General features: G+C 65.0%; 15 protein-coding genes and 1 pseudogene. 7 read left to right on the top strand and 9 right to left on the bottom strand.

The window, feature by feature from the left end:
- Positions 1–2 precede the first annotated feature (2 nt).
- Complete coding sequence (locus AC56QQ_RS01180) at positions 3–1,412, bottom strand: sodium:proton antiporter (RefSeq protein WP_497125241.1); 1,410 nt, start codon at positions 1,410–1,412, stop codon at positions 3–5.
- Positions 1,413–1,458: 46 nt separating this feature from the next.
- Complete coding sequence (gene pncA, locus AC56QQ_RS01175; protein ID WP_497125239.1) at positions 1,459–2,073, bottom strand: bifunctional nicotinamidase/pyrazinamidase; 615 nt, start codon at positions 2,071–2,073, stop codon at positions 1,459–1,461.
- 270 nt (positions 2,074–2,343) lie between these two features.
- Here pncA and AC56QQ_RS01170 point away from each other — a divergent pair, with 270 nt between their 5' ends.
- The 6 genes and pseudogenes from AC56QQ_RS01170 to AC56QQ_RS01145 all read left to right on the top strand — a co-directional run bounded on the left by AC56QQ_RS01170 (position 2,344) and on the right by AC56QQ_RS01145 (position 9,431).
- Positions 2,344–3,204, top strand: a complete 861-nt coding sequence (locus tag AC56QQ_RS01170) for an FAD binding domain-containing protein (RefSeq protein WP_497125237.1) — start codon at positions 2,344–2,346, stop codon at positions 3,202–3,204.
- Complete coding sequence (locus AC56QQ_RS01165; RefSeq protein WP_497125236.1) at positions 3,201–5,975, top strand: molybdopterin-dependent oxidoreductase; 2,775 nt, start codon at positions 3,201–3,203, stop codon at positions 5,973–5,975. The genes AC56QQ_RS01170 and AC56QQ_RS01165 overlap by 4 nt, the downstream gene beginning before the upstream one ends.
- Positions 5,972–7,512 (top strand): annotated as a pseudogene (locus tag AC56QQ_RS01160) (6-hydroxynicotinate reductase). The gene AC56QQ_RS01165 and the pseudogene AC56QQ_RS01160 overlap by 4 nt, the downstream one beginning before the upstream one ends.
- Positions 7,512–8,396 carry a UPF0280 family protein gene (locus tag AC56QQ_RS01155; protein ID WP_497125235.1) on the top strand — a complete coding sequence of 295 codons (885 nt, stop codon included), beginning with the start codon at positions 7,512–7,514 and terminating at the stop codon, positions 8,394–8,396. The pseudogene AC56QQ_RS01160 and the gene AC56QQ_RS01155 overlap by 1 nt, the downstream one beginning before the upstream one ends.
- Positions 8,389–8,973, top strand: coding sequence for an amino acid synthesis family protein (locus tag AC56QQ_RS01150; RefSeq protein WP_497125234.1), 585 nt, complete (start codon positions 8,389–8,391; stop codon positions 8,971–8,973). The genes AC56QQ_RS01155 and AC56QQ_RS01150 overlap by 8 nt, the downstream gene beginning before the upstream one ends.
- Positions 8,970–9,431, top strand: coding sequence for a MarR family winged helix-turn-helix transcriptional regulator (locus tag AC56QQ_RS01145; RefSeq protein ID WP_497125233.1), 462 nt, complete (start codon positions 8,970–8,972; stop codon positions 9,429–9,431). Before AC56QQ_RS01150 ends, AC56QQ_RS01145 begins: the two co-directional genes overlap by 4 nt.
- 45 nt (positions 9,432–9,476) lie before the next feature.
- Here AC56QQ_RS01145 and AC56QQ_RS01140 read toward each other — a convergent pair whose 3' ends face one another.
- The 5 genes from AC56QQ_RS01140 to AC56QQ_RS01120 form a co-directional block, all read right to left on the bottom strand.
- On the bottom strand, positions 9,477–10,271 hold the full coding sequence (locus AC56QQ_RS01140; protein WP_497125231.1) for an inositol monophosphatase family protein: 795 nt from the start codon (positions 10,269–10,271) through the stop codon (positions 9,477–9,479).
- A gap of 81 nt (positions 10,272–10,352) precedes the next feature.
- A complete protein-coding gene (locus AC56QQ_RS01135; RefSeq protein WP_497125230.1) occupies positions 10,353–11,354 on the bottom strand; it encodes an LLM class flavin-dependent oxidoreductase in 1,002 nt (333 codons plus the stop codon).
- Positions 11,351–12,184: an arylamine N-acetyltransferase family protein gene (locus AC56QQ_RS01130; protein WP_497125229.1), complete on the bottom strand. Its 834-nt coding sequence runs from the start codon at positions 12,182–12,184 to the stop codon at positions 11,351–11,353. Before AC56QQ_RS01130 ends, AC56QQ_RS01135 begins: the two co-directional genes overlap by 4 nt.
- Positions 12,185–12,254: 70 nt before the next feature.
- Positions 12,255–13,424, bottom strand: a complete 1,170-nt coding sequence (locus tag AC56QQ_RS01125) for an AI-2E family transporter (protein WP_497125228.1) — start codon at positions 13,422–13,424, stop codon at positions 12,255–12,257.
- A 114-nt stretch (positions 13,425–13,538) separates the two neighbouring features.
- A complete protein-coding gene (locus tag AC56QQ_RS01120) occupies positions 13,539–14,600 on the bottom strand; it encodes an LLM class flavin-dependent oxidoreductase (protein ID WP_497125227.1) in 1,062 nt (353 codons plus the stop codon).
- Positions 14,601–14,813: 213 nt separating this feature from the next.
- Between AC56QQ_RS01120 and AC56QQ_RS01115 the strand changes: the two genes are divergently transcribed.
- Positions 14,814–15,242, top strand: coding sequence for a DUF6481 family protein (locus AC56QQ_RS01115; RefSeq protein ID WP_091575699.1), 429 nt, complete (start codon positions 14,814–14,816; stop codon positions 15,240–15,242).
- 83 nt (positions 15,243–15,325) lie between these two features.
- Here the strand turns inward: AC56QQ_RS01115 and sugE are convergent, their stop codons facing one another.
- Positions 15,326–15,640, bottom strand: a complete 315-nt coding sequence (sugE, locus tag AC56QQ_RS01110; RefSeq protein ID WP_497125225.1) for a quaternary ammonium compound efflux SMR transporter SugE — start codon at positions 15,638–15,640, stop codon at positions 15,326–15,328.
- 189 nt (positions 15,641–15,829) lie between these two features.
- Positions 15,830–15,955, bottom strand: a complete 126-nt coding sequence (locus AC56QQ_RS01105) for a hypothetical protein (protein WP_013528464.1) — start codon at positions 15,953–15,955, stop codon at positions 15,830–15,832.
- Positions 15,956–15,988: the final 33 nt, after the last annotated feature.

The following is a 15,988-nucleotide window of genomic DNA, read 5'->3' as shown; positions in this document are numbered from 1 at the left end:
GTTCACCCGAAGAACAGGAATCCGGCGATCAAGAAGGTCGGGATCAGCACGAGGCCAGACCACGCCATGTAGCCGAAGAAGCCCGGCATTTTCACGCCACGATGCCCGGCAATGGCATAGACCATGAAGTTGGGTGCGTTGCCGATATAGGTGTTGGCGCCCATGAACACTGCGCCGGCCGAGATCGCCGCCAATGTCGGGGCGGCTTCAGTCATCAGATGCCGTGGATCGCCGCCGGCGAGTTCGAAGAACACCAGGTAGGTCGGCGCATTGTCGAGGAAGGACGACAGCGCTCCGGTCAGCCAGAAATAGGCGAGGTCGTTGGGTTGGCCAGTTGGCGAAGTGACCAGCGCGACCAAGGGCGCCAACGCGCCTTCGTGGCCTGCCCTGAGGATGGCGACGACCGGCACGATGCAGATGAAGATGCCGGCAAACAGTTTCGCGACTTCCGATATCGGGCCCCAGTTGAAGCCGTTCGCTTCCCGGTGGCTCTTGCGCGAGACGGCGAGCGAAAGGAAGGCAAGCGCCAGGATGATGGCGTCGCGCATCAGGTTCTGCAGCTCGAGGCTGACGCCGAGGATGGAGAAGCTCACGCCCGGCTTCCAGCTTGCCGACAGCAGGATCGCACCGATCACGCCGGCCAAGAGCGGAATGTTGGGCAGCCCCCGCAGGCGCACCGTCTTGTCCGGCGTGGGGTCCTTGATCTTAGGCGCGCCGGCTTCGCGGCCATGCAGGATGCTGTCGATCGCCAGGAAGACGATCAGCACCACCCCGCTGACGAACAGCGTCTCGCGCCAGAGGTTCGTCGTTGTCCAGAAAAAGTCGACGCCGCGCAGGAAGCCAACGAACAGCGGTGGATCGCCCAACGGCGTCAGCGAGCCGCCAATGTTGGACACCAGGAAAATGAAGAAGATGACGACATGGGCATTGAACCGCCTGGCGTCGTTGGCGCGCAGGATCGGCCGGATCAGGATCATCGAGGCGCCGGTCGTTCCGATGATGGAGGCGAGAATGGCGCCGACCAGCAGCAGTCCGGCATTGACCAGCGGCGTGCCATGGATGTTGCCGGCGAGGAGGATGCCGCCCGAAATGGTGAACAGCGCGAACAGCAGGATGATGAACGACATATATTCGGTGAGCACGGTATGCAGCACGGCTTCGATGGCCGCGGGGGCACCGAATGCCGCGATCAGCGGCACCACCGCCAGTGCCGCCCAAAGCGCCGTGATCTTGCCGTAGTGATGCTCCCAGACATGGTGGAACAGCAGCGGCCCCGTGGCAATCGACAAGAGCAGGCCGGCAAAGGGCAGCGCCCACCACAGCGACATCGTTGCGCCGGGCAGGCCGTGTTCCTCTACCGCGAAAGCCTGTGCTGGAAACAGCAGCGCGACGGCGATCGCAGCGCCCGCCATCCCCCCTGTGACCCGCAAGAAGCCCCCCTGACGCCCCACTGTCCGTTCAGTCCGACAAATGGTCTTCGAGCGTCACGCCGGCGTCGCGCATGCGCTGCAGCATTGCTTCAAGCGAACCATTGAGATCGATGCCACGGCAGGCATCTAGGCGGACGGTGATCTTGAACCCCTGTTTGACGGCGTCCAGCGCTGAAAAGCCAACGCAGAAGTCGGTCGCCAAGCCGGCCAGTGTCAGCCTGTCGATGCCGCGCTCGCGCAGATAGCCGGCAAGGCCGGTCGGCGTCGTCCGGTCGTTCTCGAAGAAGGCCGAATAGCTGTCGATCTCCGACCGGAATCCCTTGCGGATGACAAGCTCGGCCTTGGTCCAGGCGAGGCCGGAATGGAAATCCGAGCCAATACTGCCCTGGATGCAATGATCCGGCCACAGCGTCTGCTGGCCGTAGGGCATCTCGATCGTCGTAAAGGGTTGCGAGCCTGGATGGCTGGAGGCAAAGCTCGAATGGCCGGCGGGATGCCAGTCCTGCGTCAGCACGACATGGTCGGTTCGCCGGATCAGATCGTTGACCAGCGGCACGATCTCGTCGCCACCGGCAACCGCCAGCGCGCCACCCGGGCAAAAGTCGTTCTGCAGGTCGATGACAACAAGCGCTTCGTCGGCCATGGGGCTTCCTTGTGGGCTGTCCTGGGAGCGTGCTCCAGTGAAAAAGTGCCGCGGACGCGACCGGACGCAGAAACTTGACCAGATGGGCGGCTGCGTCAACCTCTGGCGACATAACAAATGCGTGCCGGCCGAGCGGCCGCAAACTCCGGCTTTGACAATTCCCGCCGGCTTGATATCATTTGCATACGAATGAATTTCGCCAGCTCCGAGGCTGGCAAGGTCTTTCGAAACACCCATTTCTGGAAGACCCTCTTTTCTGGAAGGTAAAGCGTGATCCGTTACGCGAAACCCACCACGGTCGACGAGGCGCTCGCTCTGCTCGGCGAGGGCGCCTGGCGTATCCTTGCCGGCGGCACCGATTTCTACCCGGCGCAAGGCAGCAAGCCCTTCCGTGACAATGTCCTCGACATCAATGGCCCGGCCGCGCTGCGCGGCATCGCCGAGACCGACAGCCACTGGGTCATCGGCGCGCGCACGACCTGGACCGACATCATCCGCCATCCGTTGCCGCCGGCCTTCGATGCGCTGAAACAGGCGGCGGCCGAGGTTGGCTCGGCGCAGATCCAGAACGTCGCCTCGGTCGCCGGCAATCTCTGCAACGCCTCGCCGGCCGCCGATGGCGTGCCGGGCCTGCTGACGCTCGAGGCCGAGGTCGAGCTGCGTTCGGCAGCGGCGACCCGCCACCTGCCCCTGCAAGATTTCATTCTCGGCAATCGCCGCACTGCCTTGCAGGCAAGCGAGATGGTCACGGCAATCCGCGTCCCTAAGCCTGCCGCCTCCGGCATGTCGGCTTTCGTCAAGCTCGGCGCGCGGCGCTATCTCGTCATTTCCATCGCCATGGTGGCGACACGTCTGGTCGTCGAGAACGGCGCTGTCAGGGATGCGGCCGTCGCCGCCGGCTCTTGCTCCGTGGTGGCCAAGCGACTTGCGGGCGTCGAGGCCGCCTTGCGCGGGCTGGCTGTCGGCCCGTCGATCGCCGATGCGGTCCTGTCCGCGCCGATGGCTGAACTGTCGCCGATCGCCGATGTGCGCGGCAGCGCCGAATACCGGCTCGATGCGGTACGCGAGATCGTTGCCCGCGCCGTTCTTGCCGCTACAGGGCAGTTAGCAGGCGACAAGGTGGCGGCATGAGCGACACTCAGCCCGGCATGAGTTTGGATCGCGCCGATATCACCTTCGAGGTCAATGGCGCCGCCATCTCGGTCAACGTACCGCCGCTGCGCCGGCTGTCTTCTGTGCTGCGCGACGACCTGCGGTTGACCGGCACCAAGGTCGGTTGCGACGCCGGTGATTGCGGCGCCTGCACGGTGCTGGTCGACGGCGATCCGGTCTGCGCCTGCCTCATGTCGGCGGCTTCCGCCGCGGAGACGGTGATTACGACCGTCGAGGGACTCGCCAATGGCCGGCTGTCGGCGTTGCAGGCCTCGTTCCTCGCCCATGGCGCCGCGCAATGCGGCATCTGCACGCCGGCCCTGCTTGTTGCAGCGACTGCGCTGCTGGACAAGAAGCCCAACCCGACCGAGACCGAGGTGCAGGATGCGCTGGGCGGCATTCTCTGCCGCTGCACCGGCTACCGGAAGATCATCGCGGCGGTGATGGATGCCTCCTTGCAGGCAGCCGGCCTCGATTTCCGCTTGCCCCAATCCGGCCATGCGATCGGCTCCTCCCCGGTCCGGCTCGACGGTGTGCCGAAAGTCACTGGCGGTGAAAAATTCGGTGCCGATTCCTTCCCCGCCGATGCGCTGGCCGTGCTGGTGGTCCGCTCGCCGCATTATCACGCCAGCTTCGCGTTCGGCGATCTCGAAGGCTGGGCGAAGCAGCATCCAGGCATCGCCGGTGTGTTCACCGCGGCCGATATTCCGGGAAAGAACTGTTTCGGCGTCATCGGTCCGTTCGCCGACCAGCCGGCGCTGGCCGAAGGGTTTGTGCGCCTTCGTGGTGAAGCAGTGGCGCTGGTTGCCGGCGAGCGCGAGGCCATGCTCGATCTGGACCTGTCGGACTTCCCGGTGCAATGGACCGAATTGCCGCATCTCCTGCAGCCCTGCGAAGCGCAGGCCAGCGGTGCCAAGCTGATCCATGACAACCGCCCGGCGAACCTGCTCACCTCAGGCTTCGTCGAGCGCGGCGACCCCGAGGCGGCGCTTGCCGGCGCTGCCGTCACCGTGTCCGGCGCGATCGACACTTCCTATGTCGAGCATGCCTATATCGAACCGGAAGCCGGCTATGCATATCTGGACGGCGACACGCTGGTCGTCATCGCCTGCACCCAGGCACCCTATATGGACCGCGACGACACCGCCAAGGTGCTCGGCCTCGCCGCCGACAAGGTGCGCATCGTGCCGACCGCGACCGGCGGCGGCTTCGGCTCGAAGCTCGACGTGTCGCTACAACCGCTGATCGGGCTGGTGGCGCTGAAGACCGGACGCCCGGCGGCGCTCGCCTACACCCGCAACGAATCGATGATGTCGACCACCAAGCGTCATCCCTCGGAGATGAAGGCGACCATCGGCACCGATGCCGACGGCCATGTCATCGGCATGATCTTTGCCGGCGATTTCAACACCGGCGCTTATGCCAGCTGGGGCCCGACCGTGGCCAACCGGGTGCCGGTGCACGCGTCCGGCCCCTATGCGACGCCCAACTACCGCGCCGAGGGCCGCGCCATCCACACGCATGGCCCGATCTCCGGCGCCTTCCGCGGCTTCGGCGTGCCGCAAGCGACGATCATGCAGGAGACGCTCTACGACGAACTGGCCGGCAAGCTCGGCATGGACCGGCTCGACTTTCGCTTGAAGAACTGCCTTCGGAACGGCTCCGAAACGGTTACCGGGCAGCGGCTGGACTCCGGCGTCGGCATCGCCGAATGCCTCGAATCCCTGCGCCCGCATTGGGCGCGCGCGAACGCCGATGCATATACATTCAATATTGCTAATATAAATAGAAAGCGCGGCGTTGGTATCGCTTCCTGCTGGTACGGCTGCGGCAACACCTCGCTGCCCAATCCGTCGACCATCAGGGTCGGCATCTCGCCCTCCGGCGATATCATCCTGCACCAGGGCGCCGTCGATATCGGCCAGGGCTCCAATACGGTGATAACCCAGATCTGCGCCGACGCGCTTGGCCTGCCTCTGGAAAAATTCAGGCTGAGGAGCGCCGACACGGCGATCACCCCCGATGCCGGCAAGACATCGGCCTCGCGCCAGACCTTCGTCACCGGCAAGGCGGCCGAGAAGGCCGGCCGCGCCTTGCGCGAAAAGATCCTGCGCTTTGCCAATGTGTCCGAAAAGGCGTCCCTGCAGCTGGACGGCTCGGCGATCGTCATCCGCGAGGGTGACGCCGCCCGCCGCATCGAGCTTGCTGCTCTTGACGAGGATGCCGATGGCTTCGTCTTCCGCGCCGAGGAGACCTACGATCCGCCGACACTGCCGCTCGATGCCAAGGGCCAGGGCAAGCCTTATGCGGTCTACGGCTACGGCGCGCAGATCGCCGAGTTGGAGGTCGACCTCAGGCTCGGCACGGTGAAGCTAATCAAGATCACCGCCGCGCACGATGTCGGCAGGGCGATCAACCCGCTGCTGGTCGAGGGCCAGATCGAGGGCGGCATCGCGCAAGGCATCGGCATGGCGCTGATGGAAGAGTACATTCCCGGCCGCACCGAGAACCTGCACGACTATCTCATCCCGACCATCGGCGACGTGCCGCCGATCGAGACGATCCTGATCGAGGTTCCCGACCCGGAAGGCCCGTTCGGCGCCAAGGGCCTGGGCGAGCATGTGCTGATCCCGACGGCGCCGGCGATCCTCAACGCCATCAGGCACGCCACCGGCGTCCTGGTCACCAAGGTTCCGGCGACGCCGACGCGTATCCGCGCCGCCATCCGCGACAAGGAGGCACGCCGATGAGCGAGCTTGCCGAACGCTTCGAAACCCATGATCCCGGAGAGAAGCTGGTGGCGGAGAAGATCCGCTGCGATGCCTGCCCGGTGATGTGCTACATCGCCGATGGCCGCACCGGCGCCTGCGACCGCTACGGCAATGTCGGCGGCAGGATCGTGCGGATGGACCCGCTGACCATCCTCGACCATGCGGCGGAGACAGGCGCCGCCGTGGTGCCGTTCGTCGCCGAGGGCGAGGCATGGGACGGCGAACTGGTCAACACCGGCCGCCGCTTCGTCACCGCCATCGGTGCGGGCACCACCTATCCCGACTACAAGCCGGCCCCCTTCATCGTCAGCCAGGAGGTCGAAGGCGTCGATCTCGTCACTGTCGTTACCGAGGGCATCTTCTCCTACTGCGGCGTCAAGGTGAAGATCGACACCGACCGTCATATCGGACCCGAAACGGCTGTGGTGCGGTCACAAGGCGAGGCGATCGGCCATGTCACCACGGGCGAATATGGCTCGCAGATGCTGTCGCTGGGCGGCGTGCATCATCTGACCGGCGGCTCCAAGGCGGAAGGCCGCGCCACCTGCGACGCGCTGCTCAATCTGTGCAACCGCAAGCCGGTGGAACTCGCCATCGACGGCGGCGCCACCATCATCGTCGAAGCCGGCAAGCCACCCGTCATCGACGGCAAGCAGGAACACCGTATGCGCGTCGGTTGCGGCTCGGCGACAATCGGCATGTTCGCCACGCAATGGCGCGGCCTCGTCGACGAGGTTGTGGTGGTCGACGACCACATCACCGGCGTCGTTTCCGAGCATCAGGCCGGCAAGGTGCTGGGCTGGCAGGATACCGGGATCAAGATCATCGGGCGCCGTTCTACACCGGCCGCTATTTCAAGGTGTCCGAGCCCGGCCTCGGCTGGGGCGGCACCAGCATATCCGACCCGCTGTCGATCCTCGGCGAGTGGAATGCCAAGAAGGGTGCGCGGCCGGGCCTGTCGCTGCTGATGGTTTCGACTACCGGCGAGCAGTTCGCCTATTACGAGCTCGACGATGCGTTGAAGCCGGAGCGGAAGCCGTTTCCGGAGCGGCTGCAAAAGTCCGTCGGACTGATCGAGGAGAATTGCGAGCCGGCGCTGTGCACCGTGTTGTTCATCGGCGGCGCCGGCGGATCGCTGCGCGCCGGCGTCACCGAGAACCCGGTCAATCTCACCCGTTCCGTGCAAGGCTTGACCACCTATGTGACGGTCGGCGGCGCGCCGGTCTATGTCTGGCCGGGCGGCGGCATCACGCTGATGGTGGATGTCACCCGGGTGCCGGAAGGCGCCTTCGGCTATGTGCCGACCCCGGCGCTGGTGGCGCCGATCGAATTCACACTGCGCCGCGACGACTACATCAGGCTCGGCGGCTACGAGGCCGAGATCCGCAGCGTCGACGATATCGTTGCCAAGGGTGGCGAATATCTCAACCCGCGCCGCGGCACGGATGCGGTGGCCGGCAATCCATGGCCGCCGCTGGCGCAATTGCACCGCACGCCGACGAACGGGGCCGGATGATGAACGGCCCGCAAGCACATTGGCTGCAGGGCGGCAGGCGGCTGCATCTCAACCATGGGCCGATCGACCTGATTGTCGAGGCCTTTGGCGATGCGAGCGAATGCCGCCGGGCCTATGAGCAGGCGGTTGCGCGCTTCCAGACGATCCTGATCGAGTTGGTCGAGGAGCTTCCCGAATTGCGGCTCCCGGCCTTTTTCTTGGCGCCGCGTACCTTCGCCGGCCCGACGGCGCGCCGCATGGAAGCAGCCGTCATGCCCTTGGCGGAATGCTTCATAACACCAATGGCGGCCGTTGCTGGATCGGTAGCCGACGAAATGCTCGCCGCGCTGCTTGCCGGTCGCAAGCTCGATCGCGCCTATGTCAATAATGGTGGCGACAGCGCTCTCCATATCGGCAGGGGCCAGTCGATGGGCCTGGCGGTTGCCGGCACCGGCAACGGCATGGCGGACCGGATCACCATTCGCTCAGAAGATGGCGTTCGCGGCGTTGCAACCAGCGGCTGGCGTGGCCGCTCCTTCTCGCTTGGCATTGCCGACGCCGTCACCGTTCTCGCGCGGACTGGCGCCGAGGCCGATGCGGCGGCGACGCTCATTGCCAACGCCGTCGACCTGCCCGGCAATCCCGCCATCAAGCGCGTTCCCGCACACGAACTGTCGCCCGACAGCGATCTCGGCCCGCGCTTGGTGACACAGGCCGTCGGAACGCTTGCATTTGGCGAGGTGGCACGGGCGCTGGACAATGGCCTTGCCGTCGCCGAAGATTTTCGACGGCGCGGGCTGATTGCCGGATCGGCCCTGTTTCTTGGCGGTGAGGCCCGCATCAGCGGCTCCGTTGCACTCGCCGCGCCCAACAAAATCCCAGGGAAGGAAGTTGCCCATGCCTGAGTTTCCGATCCGCAAGATCGCGGTTCTGACCGAAGAAATCTTTCACGAGGGCGGGCCGGTGGCCGCGGTTCCGCGCCGGCGCGCCGCCACGATGGCATTGGTCAAGAACCCGTTCGCCGGGCGCTATGTCGAGGACTTGCAGAGCGCCATGGATGACCTGAAGCCGCTCGGGCTGCTGCTCGCCGACCGACTGATCGCGGCCCTCGGCGGCGACGTGAAACAGATCGACGGCTACGGCAAGGGGGCTATTGTCGGCACATCAGGCGAGCTGGAGCACGGCGCGCTCTGGCATGTGCCGGGCGGCTACGCCATGCGCGAGCGGCTCGGCGACGCCAAGGCGATCGTGCCGTCGGCGAAGAAGGTCGGCGCCTTCGGCTCGCGACTCGACGTGCCGCTCGGCCACATCAACGCCGCCTATGTGCGCAGCCATTTCGACGCCATGGAAGTCGGCATCAGCGACGGGCCGCGCCCCGACGAGATCCTGTTCTGCCTCGCCATGACCTGCGGCCCGCGCGTGCACGACCGCATGGGCGGCCTGGCGGCCAAGGATATCAAGGCCTGGGACGGGCTGCGGTGAGCGGCGAGGACAATCTGCTCAAGCTGGTCGAGGCCGAAGAGGCCGACGAAAACGACTATCGCCTGCAGGAGCAGGTCGGCTTCATCCTGCGCAAGGCGCATCAGCGCCATGTCTCGATCTTTGCCGCGCGCATCGCCGATCTGACGCCGCCGCAATTCGCGGCGCTCGCCAAGCTGCGCGACGTCGGCGAGACCTCGCAGAATCAGCTCGGCACGCTGATCGCCATGGATGCGGCGACGGTGAAGGGCGTCATCGACCGGCTGAAGGCGCGCGGCCTGGTCGAGCTCTCCAAGCACGAGGTCGACAAGAGGCGGCTGCTGGTCAACCTGACCGCCGAGGGCCGCGACGCCGTCGAACGCCTGATCCCTCTGGCCCGCGAGATCACCCAGGAAACGCTGGCGCCGCTCTCGGCCAAGGAGATCGCCACCTTCATGAAGCTGCTGGCCAAACTGGCCTGAGCGGAGACAATCCGGATTCATTCCAGGGAGCAGGCTGGATCAGGATCAGAGCCTGAACGCCTCCGAAGAAAGCTCCTGCAGCTTCGAAAAGACACCCTTGCCGCCTGATATCACCAGCGTCCCGTCCTGCAACACGGTCTTCGGATCGGGCTTGATGATTTTGCCGCCGGCCTCCTCGATCAACAGCATGCCGGCCAGGCAATCCCAGGCGTTCATGTGCTGTTCGACATAGCCAAGCAGCCTGCCGGCGGCGACATAGGCAAGCATCAGGGCACCGGACGCGTTGCGGAAGAAGACGCCGCCTTCGGCCAGGAGCATGCGGATCAACACGGCGACATGTTCGGTTTCCGCCCGGTTTGAAAATCCGGTCCCGACAGACCCTTCTTGCAGGCTGGTGGCAGCGCTTGTCTTGATCGTCTTGCCATTGACGAAGGCGCCGCCGCCGAGCCTGCCATGGAAGGTCTCGCCGGTCGACGGCTCGTGGATGACGCCAACCACCGTCTCTCCGTCCCTGGCGCAAGCGATCACCACGCACCAGGCCGGGATGCCGCGCACGAAATTGGCGGTGCCGTCGATGGGATCGATGACCCAGACATAGCCCGTCGAGCCGGCGACCGAGGCATGTTCCTCGCCGACGATGCCGTCTTGCGGATAGTCCTTGGCAATGGCGGCGCGGATGAACAGTTCGACCTCGCGATCCGCTTGCGAGACCAGGTCCTGATGACCCTTGCTCTCGATGGTCAGGCTGTCGAGATCGCGGAAGTATTTCAGGCCGAGTTCACCGGCCCGCCGCGCCAGATCGATGGCGAACTGCACGCGTGCGTCGAGATCATGTGTCACGGGAAAGCTCGCTCCTGCCTATGGATGCACCGCACTTAGCAGAGCATCGATGTCGGCAAAAGCACTTGGCGGCCGATAAATTCAGGCCGCCTGCGACAGCGATTTGTGGGCCTCGGCCAGGATCTCGAACGACCGCACCCGAGCCGTGTGGTCGAAGATCTGCGCGGTGACCATCAGCTCATCTGCGCCGGTGCGGCGGACAAAGGCGTCGATGCCTTGCCTGACCGTTTCCGGGGACCCCACGACGGCGCAGGACAGCGCCTGGTCAAGCATGGTCTTGGCCATCGGATCGAGATCGCGGTCATAGTTCTCCACCGGCGGCGGCAGTCTTCCGGGCCTGCCGGTGCGCAGATTGACGAAGGCCTGCTGCAGCGAAGTGAACAGCAATCGCGCCTCGGCATCGGTGGGCGCGGCAAAGACGTTGAGGCCGAGCATGACATGCGGCTTGTCGAGCTGGTCCGACGGCTGGAAGCGCGAGCGGTAGATATCCAGCGCATTGTCCAGTTCCGCCGGCGCGAAATGCGAGGCGAACGCATAGGGCAGGCCAAGCATGGCGGCGAGTTGGGCGCCGTAGAGGCTGGAGCCGAGAATCCAGATCGGCACGTTCTGGCCCTCGCCCGGCACGGCGCGGATACGCTGGCCCTCCTCGGCCGGCTGGAAATAACCCATCAGCTCGACGACGTCCTGTGGGAAATTGTCGACCCCTGCCTCGAGGTTGCGGCGCAGCGCCCGCGCGGTGCCCATGTCGGTGCCGGGAGCGCGGCCAAGGCCGAGATCGATGCGGCCCGGATGCAAGGCGGCCAGCGTGCCGAACTGTTCGGCTATGACCAGCGGCGAATGGTTGGGCAGCATGATGCCACCGGCGCCGACGCGAATGGTCCTGGTGCCACCGGCGACATGGGCGATGACGACCGCGGTGGCAGCACTGGCGATGCCCGGCATGTTGTGATGCTCGGCCAGCCAGTAGCGCTTGTAGCCCAGCCGCTCGGCATGGCGTGCAAGATCGAGCGAGTTGGCGAGCGACTGCGAGGCATCGCTGCCTTCGACGATCGGCGACAGGTCGAGGACGGAAAGGTCAGTCATGCGTTGGTCTCCACGATGTTCTTTTCGCGCAGCCTGGCTTCGAAGGCGGCGCGGTCGGGAATGACGATGCCGAGTTGGCCTTGCAGCGTGTCGGCGAGTTCGGCTTCCGTGGCTATTTCCTTCTGCTCGCTGCGGCCGCCAATGTGGTGGATCGACAGGCGATTGCCGCGCAGTGCGTAACGTTTGTCGGGCAGGGCACGCCCGGCGAGGATCGAAGAGAGGAAATGCGATGTCGGGTTGGTCGACAGGAAGTAGTTGGTGACGGAATAGTCGACTTCATAGTGCGGCTGCAGGTCGAAGCGGTAGAGCGAGCGCCAGTCGCCGCCGATGGCCGCCTGCAATCGAAAATGATCGTCCGTCTCGACGATGCGGAAGGTCTCGTGCGGGGTCGTCTGTTCGCGGCCCGGATCGAGCAGCAGCGGCGCGGTCAAGGTCAGGCCGCCGAACCCGACATCGGCGATGACGGTGCGGCCGTCGAGTTCGACGCGTAGCAGCATGTGGCCGCGCGCCGTGATGGCGTCTTCTCGCTGGCCCCAAAGCACCCGCGCGGCAAGGCCGCCGACCTGAAAACCAAGCGCCCTCAGCGCATGCATAAAAAGCAGATTGTGCTCGAAGCAGTAGCCGCCGCGACCGCCGGCAACGATCTTGTCCTGCAACGAGGCGAGGTCGAGCCGAACCGGCCTGCCGAGGAACGGATCGATGTTCTCGAAGGGGATGGCCCGCGGATGCATGAGATGCAGCGCCTTGAGCGTGTCCAGCGACGCATCCCACGAACCGGCATAGCCGATGCGCGTGAAATAGGCGTCGAGATCGAAGGGGGTATCGCTCATGGGACAGGCACCGGCATTGACTGGCCGGATATAGGCATTCGATCCGGGTGCCGCAAACACGGTCCGCCGATTATGCGGGGGCCTTGCCGCCCTCCTCGGCCGGCTCCTCCACCACCACCGCCGTCTGCTGCGCGGCGAGAAAATTGCCGACATGGCTGAGCCCGTCGAAATGATCGCAGAACACCTTGATGACAACCAGCAGCGGCACCGCCATCAAGGCACCGACGAAGCCCCAGAGCCATGACCAGAAGGCAATGGCAATGAAGATCGCCACGGCGTTGATCTCGAGGCGCCGGCCGACCACCATGGGTGTGACGAACTGGCCTTCGACGATATCGCACAACAGCACGAAGGCCGGCGCCAGCAGGGCATAGGAGATGGTGTCGAAGCTGATCAGCGCCATGATCGCGACAAGCACGATGGTCATCAGTGCTCCGACATAGGGCAGGAAGTTGAGCAGCGCCGCAGCCACGCCCCAGACCAGCGGGTTGGGCATGCCGAGCGCCCACAGGCCGAGACCTATGACGGTGCCGAGGCCGACATTGATAATGGCGACGGTGAGCAGGTAATGCGAGATTTCGCGCTCCACGTCATAGACGACGCGCAGCGCCCGCTTCTTTTCGCTGAGGCTGGCGAAGGACTGGATGATCTTCTCGTAGAACATCGTGCCGGAGGCGAGCAGGAACAGCGACAGCACGAAGATGATGGTGAGGCTTGTCCCCGCCGACAGGATGTTGCTGGCGGCCGCCGACAGGATGCCGGACTGCGCCACCGCCACCTTCTGTATGCCCGGCTCCTGCGAGGTCTGGGTCATCTGTTCGACCTGATGCGAGATCTGCATGATCCTCTCGAGCGGACGCCGCAATTGTGCCAGTCGCTCGGTGAGCTGCTGGCCGATCGACGAGGTGTTGTTGAGGAGGTCGATGACCGGGCCGCTGAGCAGGTAGCCGGCGCTGGCGAAAACGCAGATCGACAGCAGCACCAGAAGGGTCGCCGAAACCACTTCGGGAATGCCGCGCTTGCGCAGCAGCCGGACGATCGGCGTCAGCGTCAAGGCCAGCAGGAAAGCGAGAATCACCGGCATGAAGAAGGCGCGGGCGAAGTAAAGCGCATAGATGGTCATGAACACAAAGATGCCGACGAGCAGCGAACGCATCAGATGCGTGTCCGCGCGTGCCTCGACGCGCGGATCCAGCTCATCGGCAACGCCTGCGCCCGAAGCGGCGGGGTCGGCTTTCATCGTGGTCCCTCGGCGGCGCACCGCAATTGGTGCAGTCCGTCGACGGAAAACGCCGGCGTGGCTTCAAGGTTCCGTTAGCCGGCATTGCCCCGCGATGAGGGCGCTGCCGTCGGTTTATGCGGCAGGCGCCGTCACCGCCGGCGCGGACTTCGCCGTTTCCTTGCGTACGATCGGCGCCACCCTGGTGCCGTAGAGTTCGATCGCCTTCATGATCTTGGCATGCGGCATGACGCCGATCGCCATCTGCAGCAGGAAGCGATCGTTGCCGAAGATCTTGTGCTGGGCGACGATCTTCTCGGCCACCTGCTCTGGATTGCCGACGAACAGTGCGCCATTGGGACCGCGCGACTGGTCGAAATGCGCCCGCGATGTCGGGCCCCAGCCGCGCTCGCGGCCGATGCGGTTCATCACCTCCGCCTGGGGGCCGTAGAAATCATCGGCCGCCTGTTCCGTGGTTTCTGCAATGAAACCGTGCACGTTGATGCTGGTGGCGAGGCCCGCCGGATCACTGCCGGAGCGCTTGGCGGCCTCGCGATAAAGGTCGAACAGCGGCGCGAAGCGCGCCGGCTCGCCGCCAATGATGGCGAGCGCCAGCGGCAGCCCGAGCGCGCCGGCCCGCGCCGCCGACTGCGGCGTGCCGCCAATGGCGATCCAGACCGGCAGCCTGTCCTGGAACGGCCGGGGATAGACGCCGCGATCGTTGATCGGCGCACGCAGATTGCCGGACCAGGTGACCTTTACCTGATCGCGGATGGCAAGCAGCAGGTCGAGCTTTTCGGCGAACAGCTCGTCATAGTCCTCCAGATTGTAGCCGAACAGCGGGAAGGATTCGATGAACGATCCGCGCCCGGCCATGATTTCGGCGCGGCCACTCGACAGAAGGTCGAGCGTGGCAAACTGCTGGAAGACGCGAACCGGATCATCGGAGGACAGTACGGTGACCGCGCTGGTCAGCTTGATGCGCTTCGAGCGCTCGGCGGCCGCGGCCAGCGCCACCACCGGTGCGGAGGCGGCATAGTCGGGCCGGTGATGCTCGCCGAGACCAAAGACGTCGAGGCCGACCTGATCGGCCAGTTCGACCTCCTCGATCAGATTGCGCAGCCGCTCGTGCGGGCCGATGGCGCCGGGGCCCGGCTGCGGGCTGACGTCGGCGAAGGTGTAGAGACCGAGTTCCATGTCATGTCATCCTGGTGTTGGGCTTTTCGCGCTAGAGGTAGCGATCGGCCCGCTTCGTCGCCAGAGGGGCGGACTGTGAACAGTGAATGTCCCAAAAAGCCGTCTCCCGGCTGCAACAAGCCAGAATTTCATGGCTGGCATACCGATTTGGCGCTTGAACTCTTGGCATTCGCGCGTATGTAAGCCTCGCGAATTGACTTCAGGGAAGTGGACTTGGCTATCTACAGGGAAAAAGATATTTTCGAGCGGCGTAATGCCGCGAACGAGGCAAAGAAGGCGCTTCTGGAGCGCTTCAAGTCAAAGCCGGCGGCAGATGATCCTGCGGTGCAGGCACGACAGGCCGAACGCAAGGCAATCCTCGAGGCGCGCCAGATACGCGAGGCCGAGAAGGCAAGGCTGAAGCAGGAAAAGCTGGCTCGCGAAGCGGTCGAGAAGGCCGAGCGCGAGGCGGCGGCCGAAGCGGCACGCATTGCAGCCGAAGAGGCGGCACAGGCGGAGGCCAAGATTCGGGAAGCCGAAGAAAACGAGCGCATCGCCCGTTTGCTGGCCGACGAAGCCGAACGCAAGGCCAAGCGCGACGCGCGCTATGCGGCGCGCAAGCAGCGCACCGGCAGAACGCCGCCGGGCTTCTCCGCCCGCTAGCGCCTTCACGGCCACGCGCCGAATTGAGTTGAGATCAGGGTCGCCTTGCAGCGGCCCTGAAAGCGTTTGTCTTGAAGGCAGGCTCAGGCCGCGAACTTCAACCCCATGATGCCGCAGACGATGAGCGCGATGCAGGCCAGCCTGATCGCGGTGGCCGGCTCGCCGAGCAGCCAGATGCCGAGCAGTGCGGTACCGACAGTGCCGATGCCGGTCCACACCGGGTAGGCGGTGCCGACGGGCAGCACCTTGAGCGCCAGGCCGAGCAGAGTGAGGCTGACGATCATCGAAGCCACGGTCAGGACAGTCGGGACCAGCTTCGAGAAACCATCGGTGTATTTGAGGCCGATTGCCCAGCCGATCTCGAACAGGCCGGCAAAAAACAGCAAGATCCACGACATCGGGAACGCTCCGTCCGAGCATCGGACCGATGCTCGATCAAGGGATGGCGGGTCGTCCCGGCCTGATTTCGGGGAGCGCGAGGCCGTCCCCGCCACGCCAATATGGGAACCTCGCGCGCCCGATCAACAACGGCCGGCGACATGACAATGTTGCCGGCCGTCTTCCCGTCCAAAACGGATTGGCCGGACTTACTTGTCCTTGAGCTTCATCGCCTTGACCGGCGGCGCCTTCAGGGCCGGAGCCGGGGCGGGCTTCTTGGCGTCCTTCTTCGGCTTGCGGGCTTCCTTGCCTGCCTTCATCGCACCTTTAGCCATGATTCGTTCCTCCGATTGTGGGAAGCGAAGTGA

It is taken from the genome of Mesorhizobium sp. RCAM 05099 (assembly GCF_059683685.1).
The sequence above is the reverse complement of the archived record's forward strand: the minus strand, read 5'-3'. Positions and strand labels throughout refer to the sequence as shown.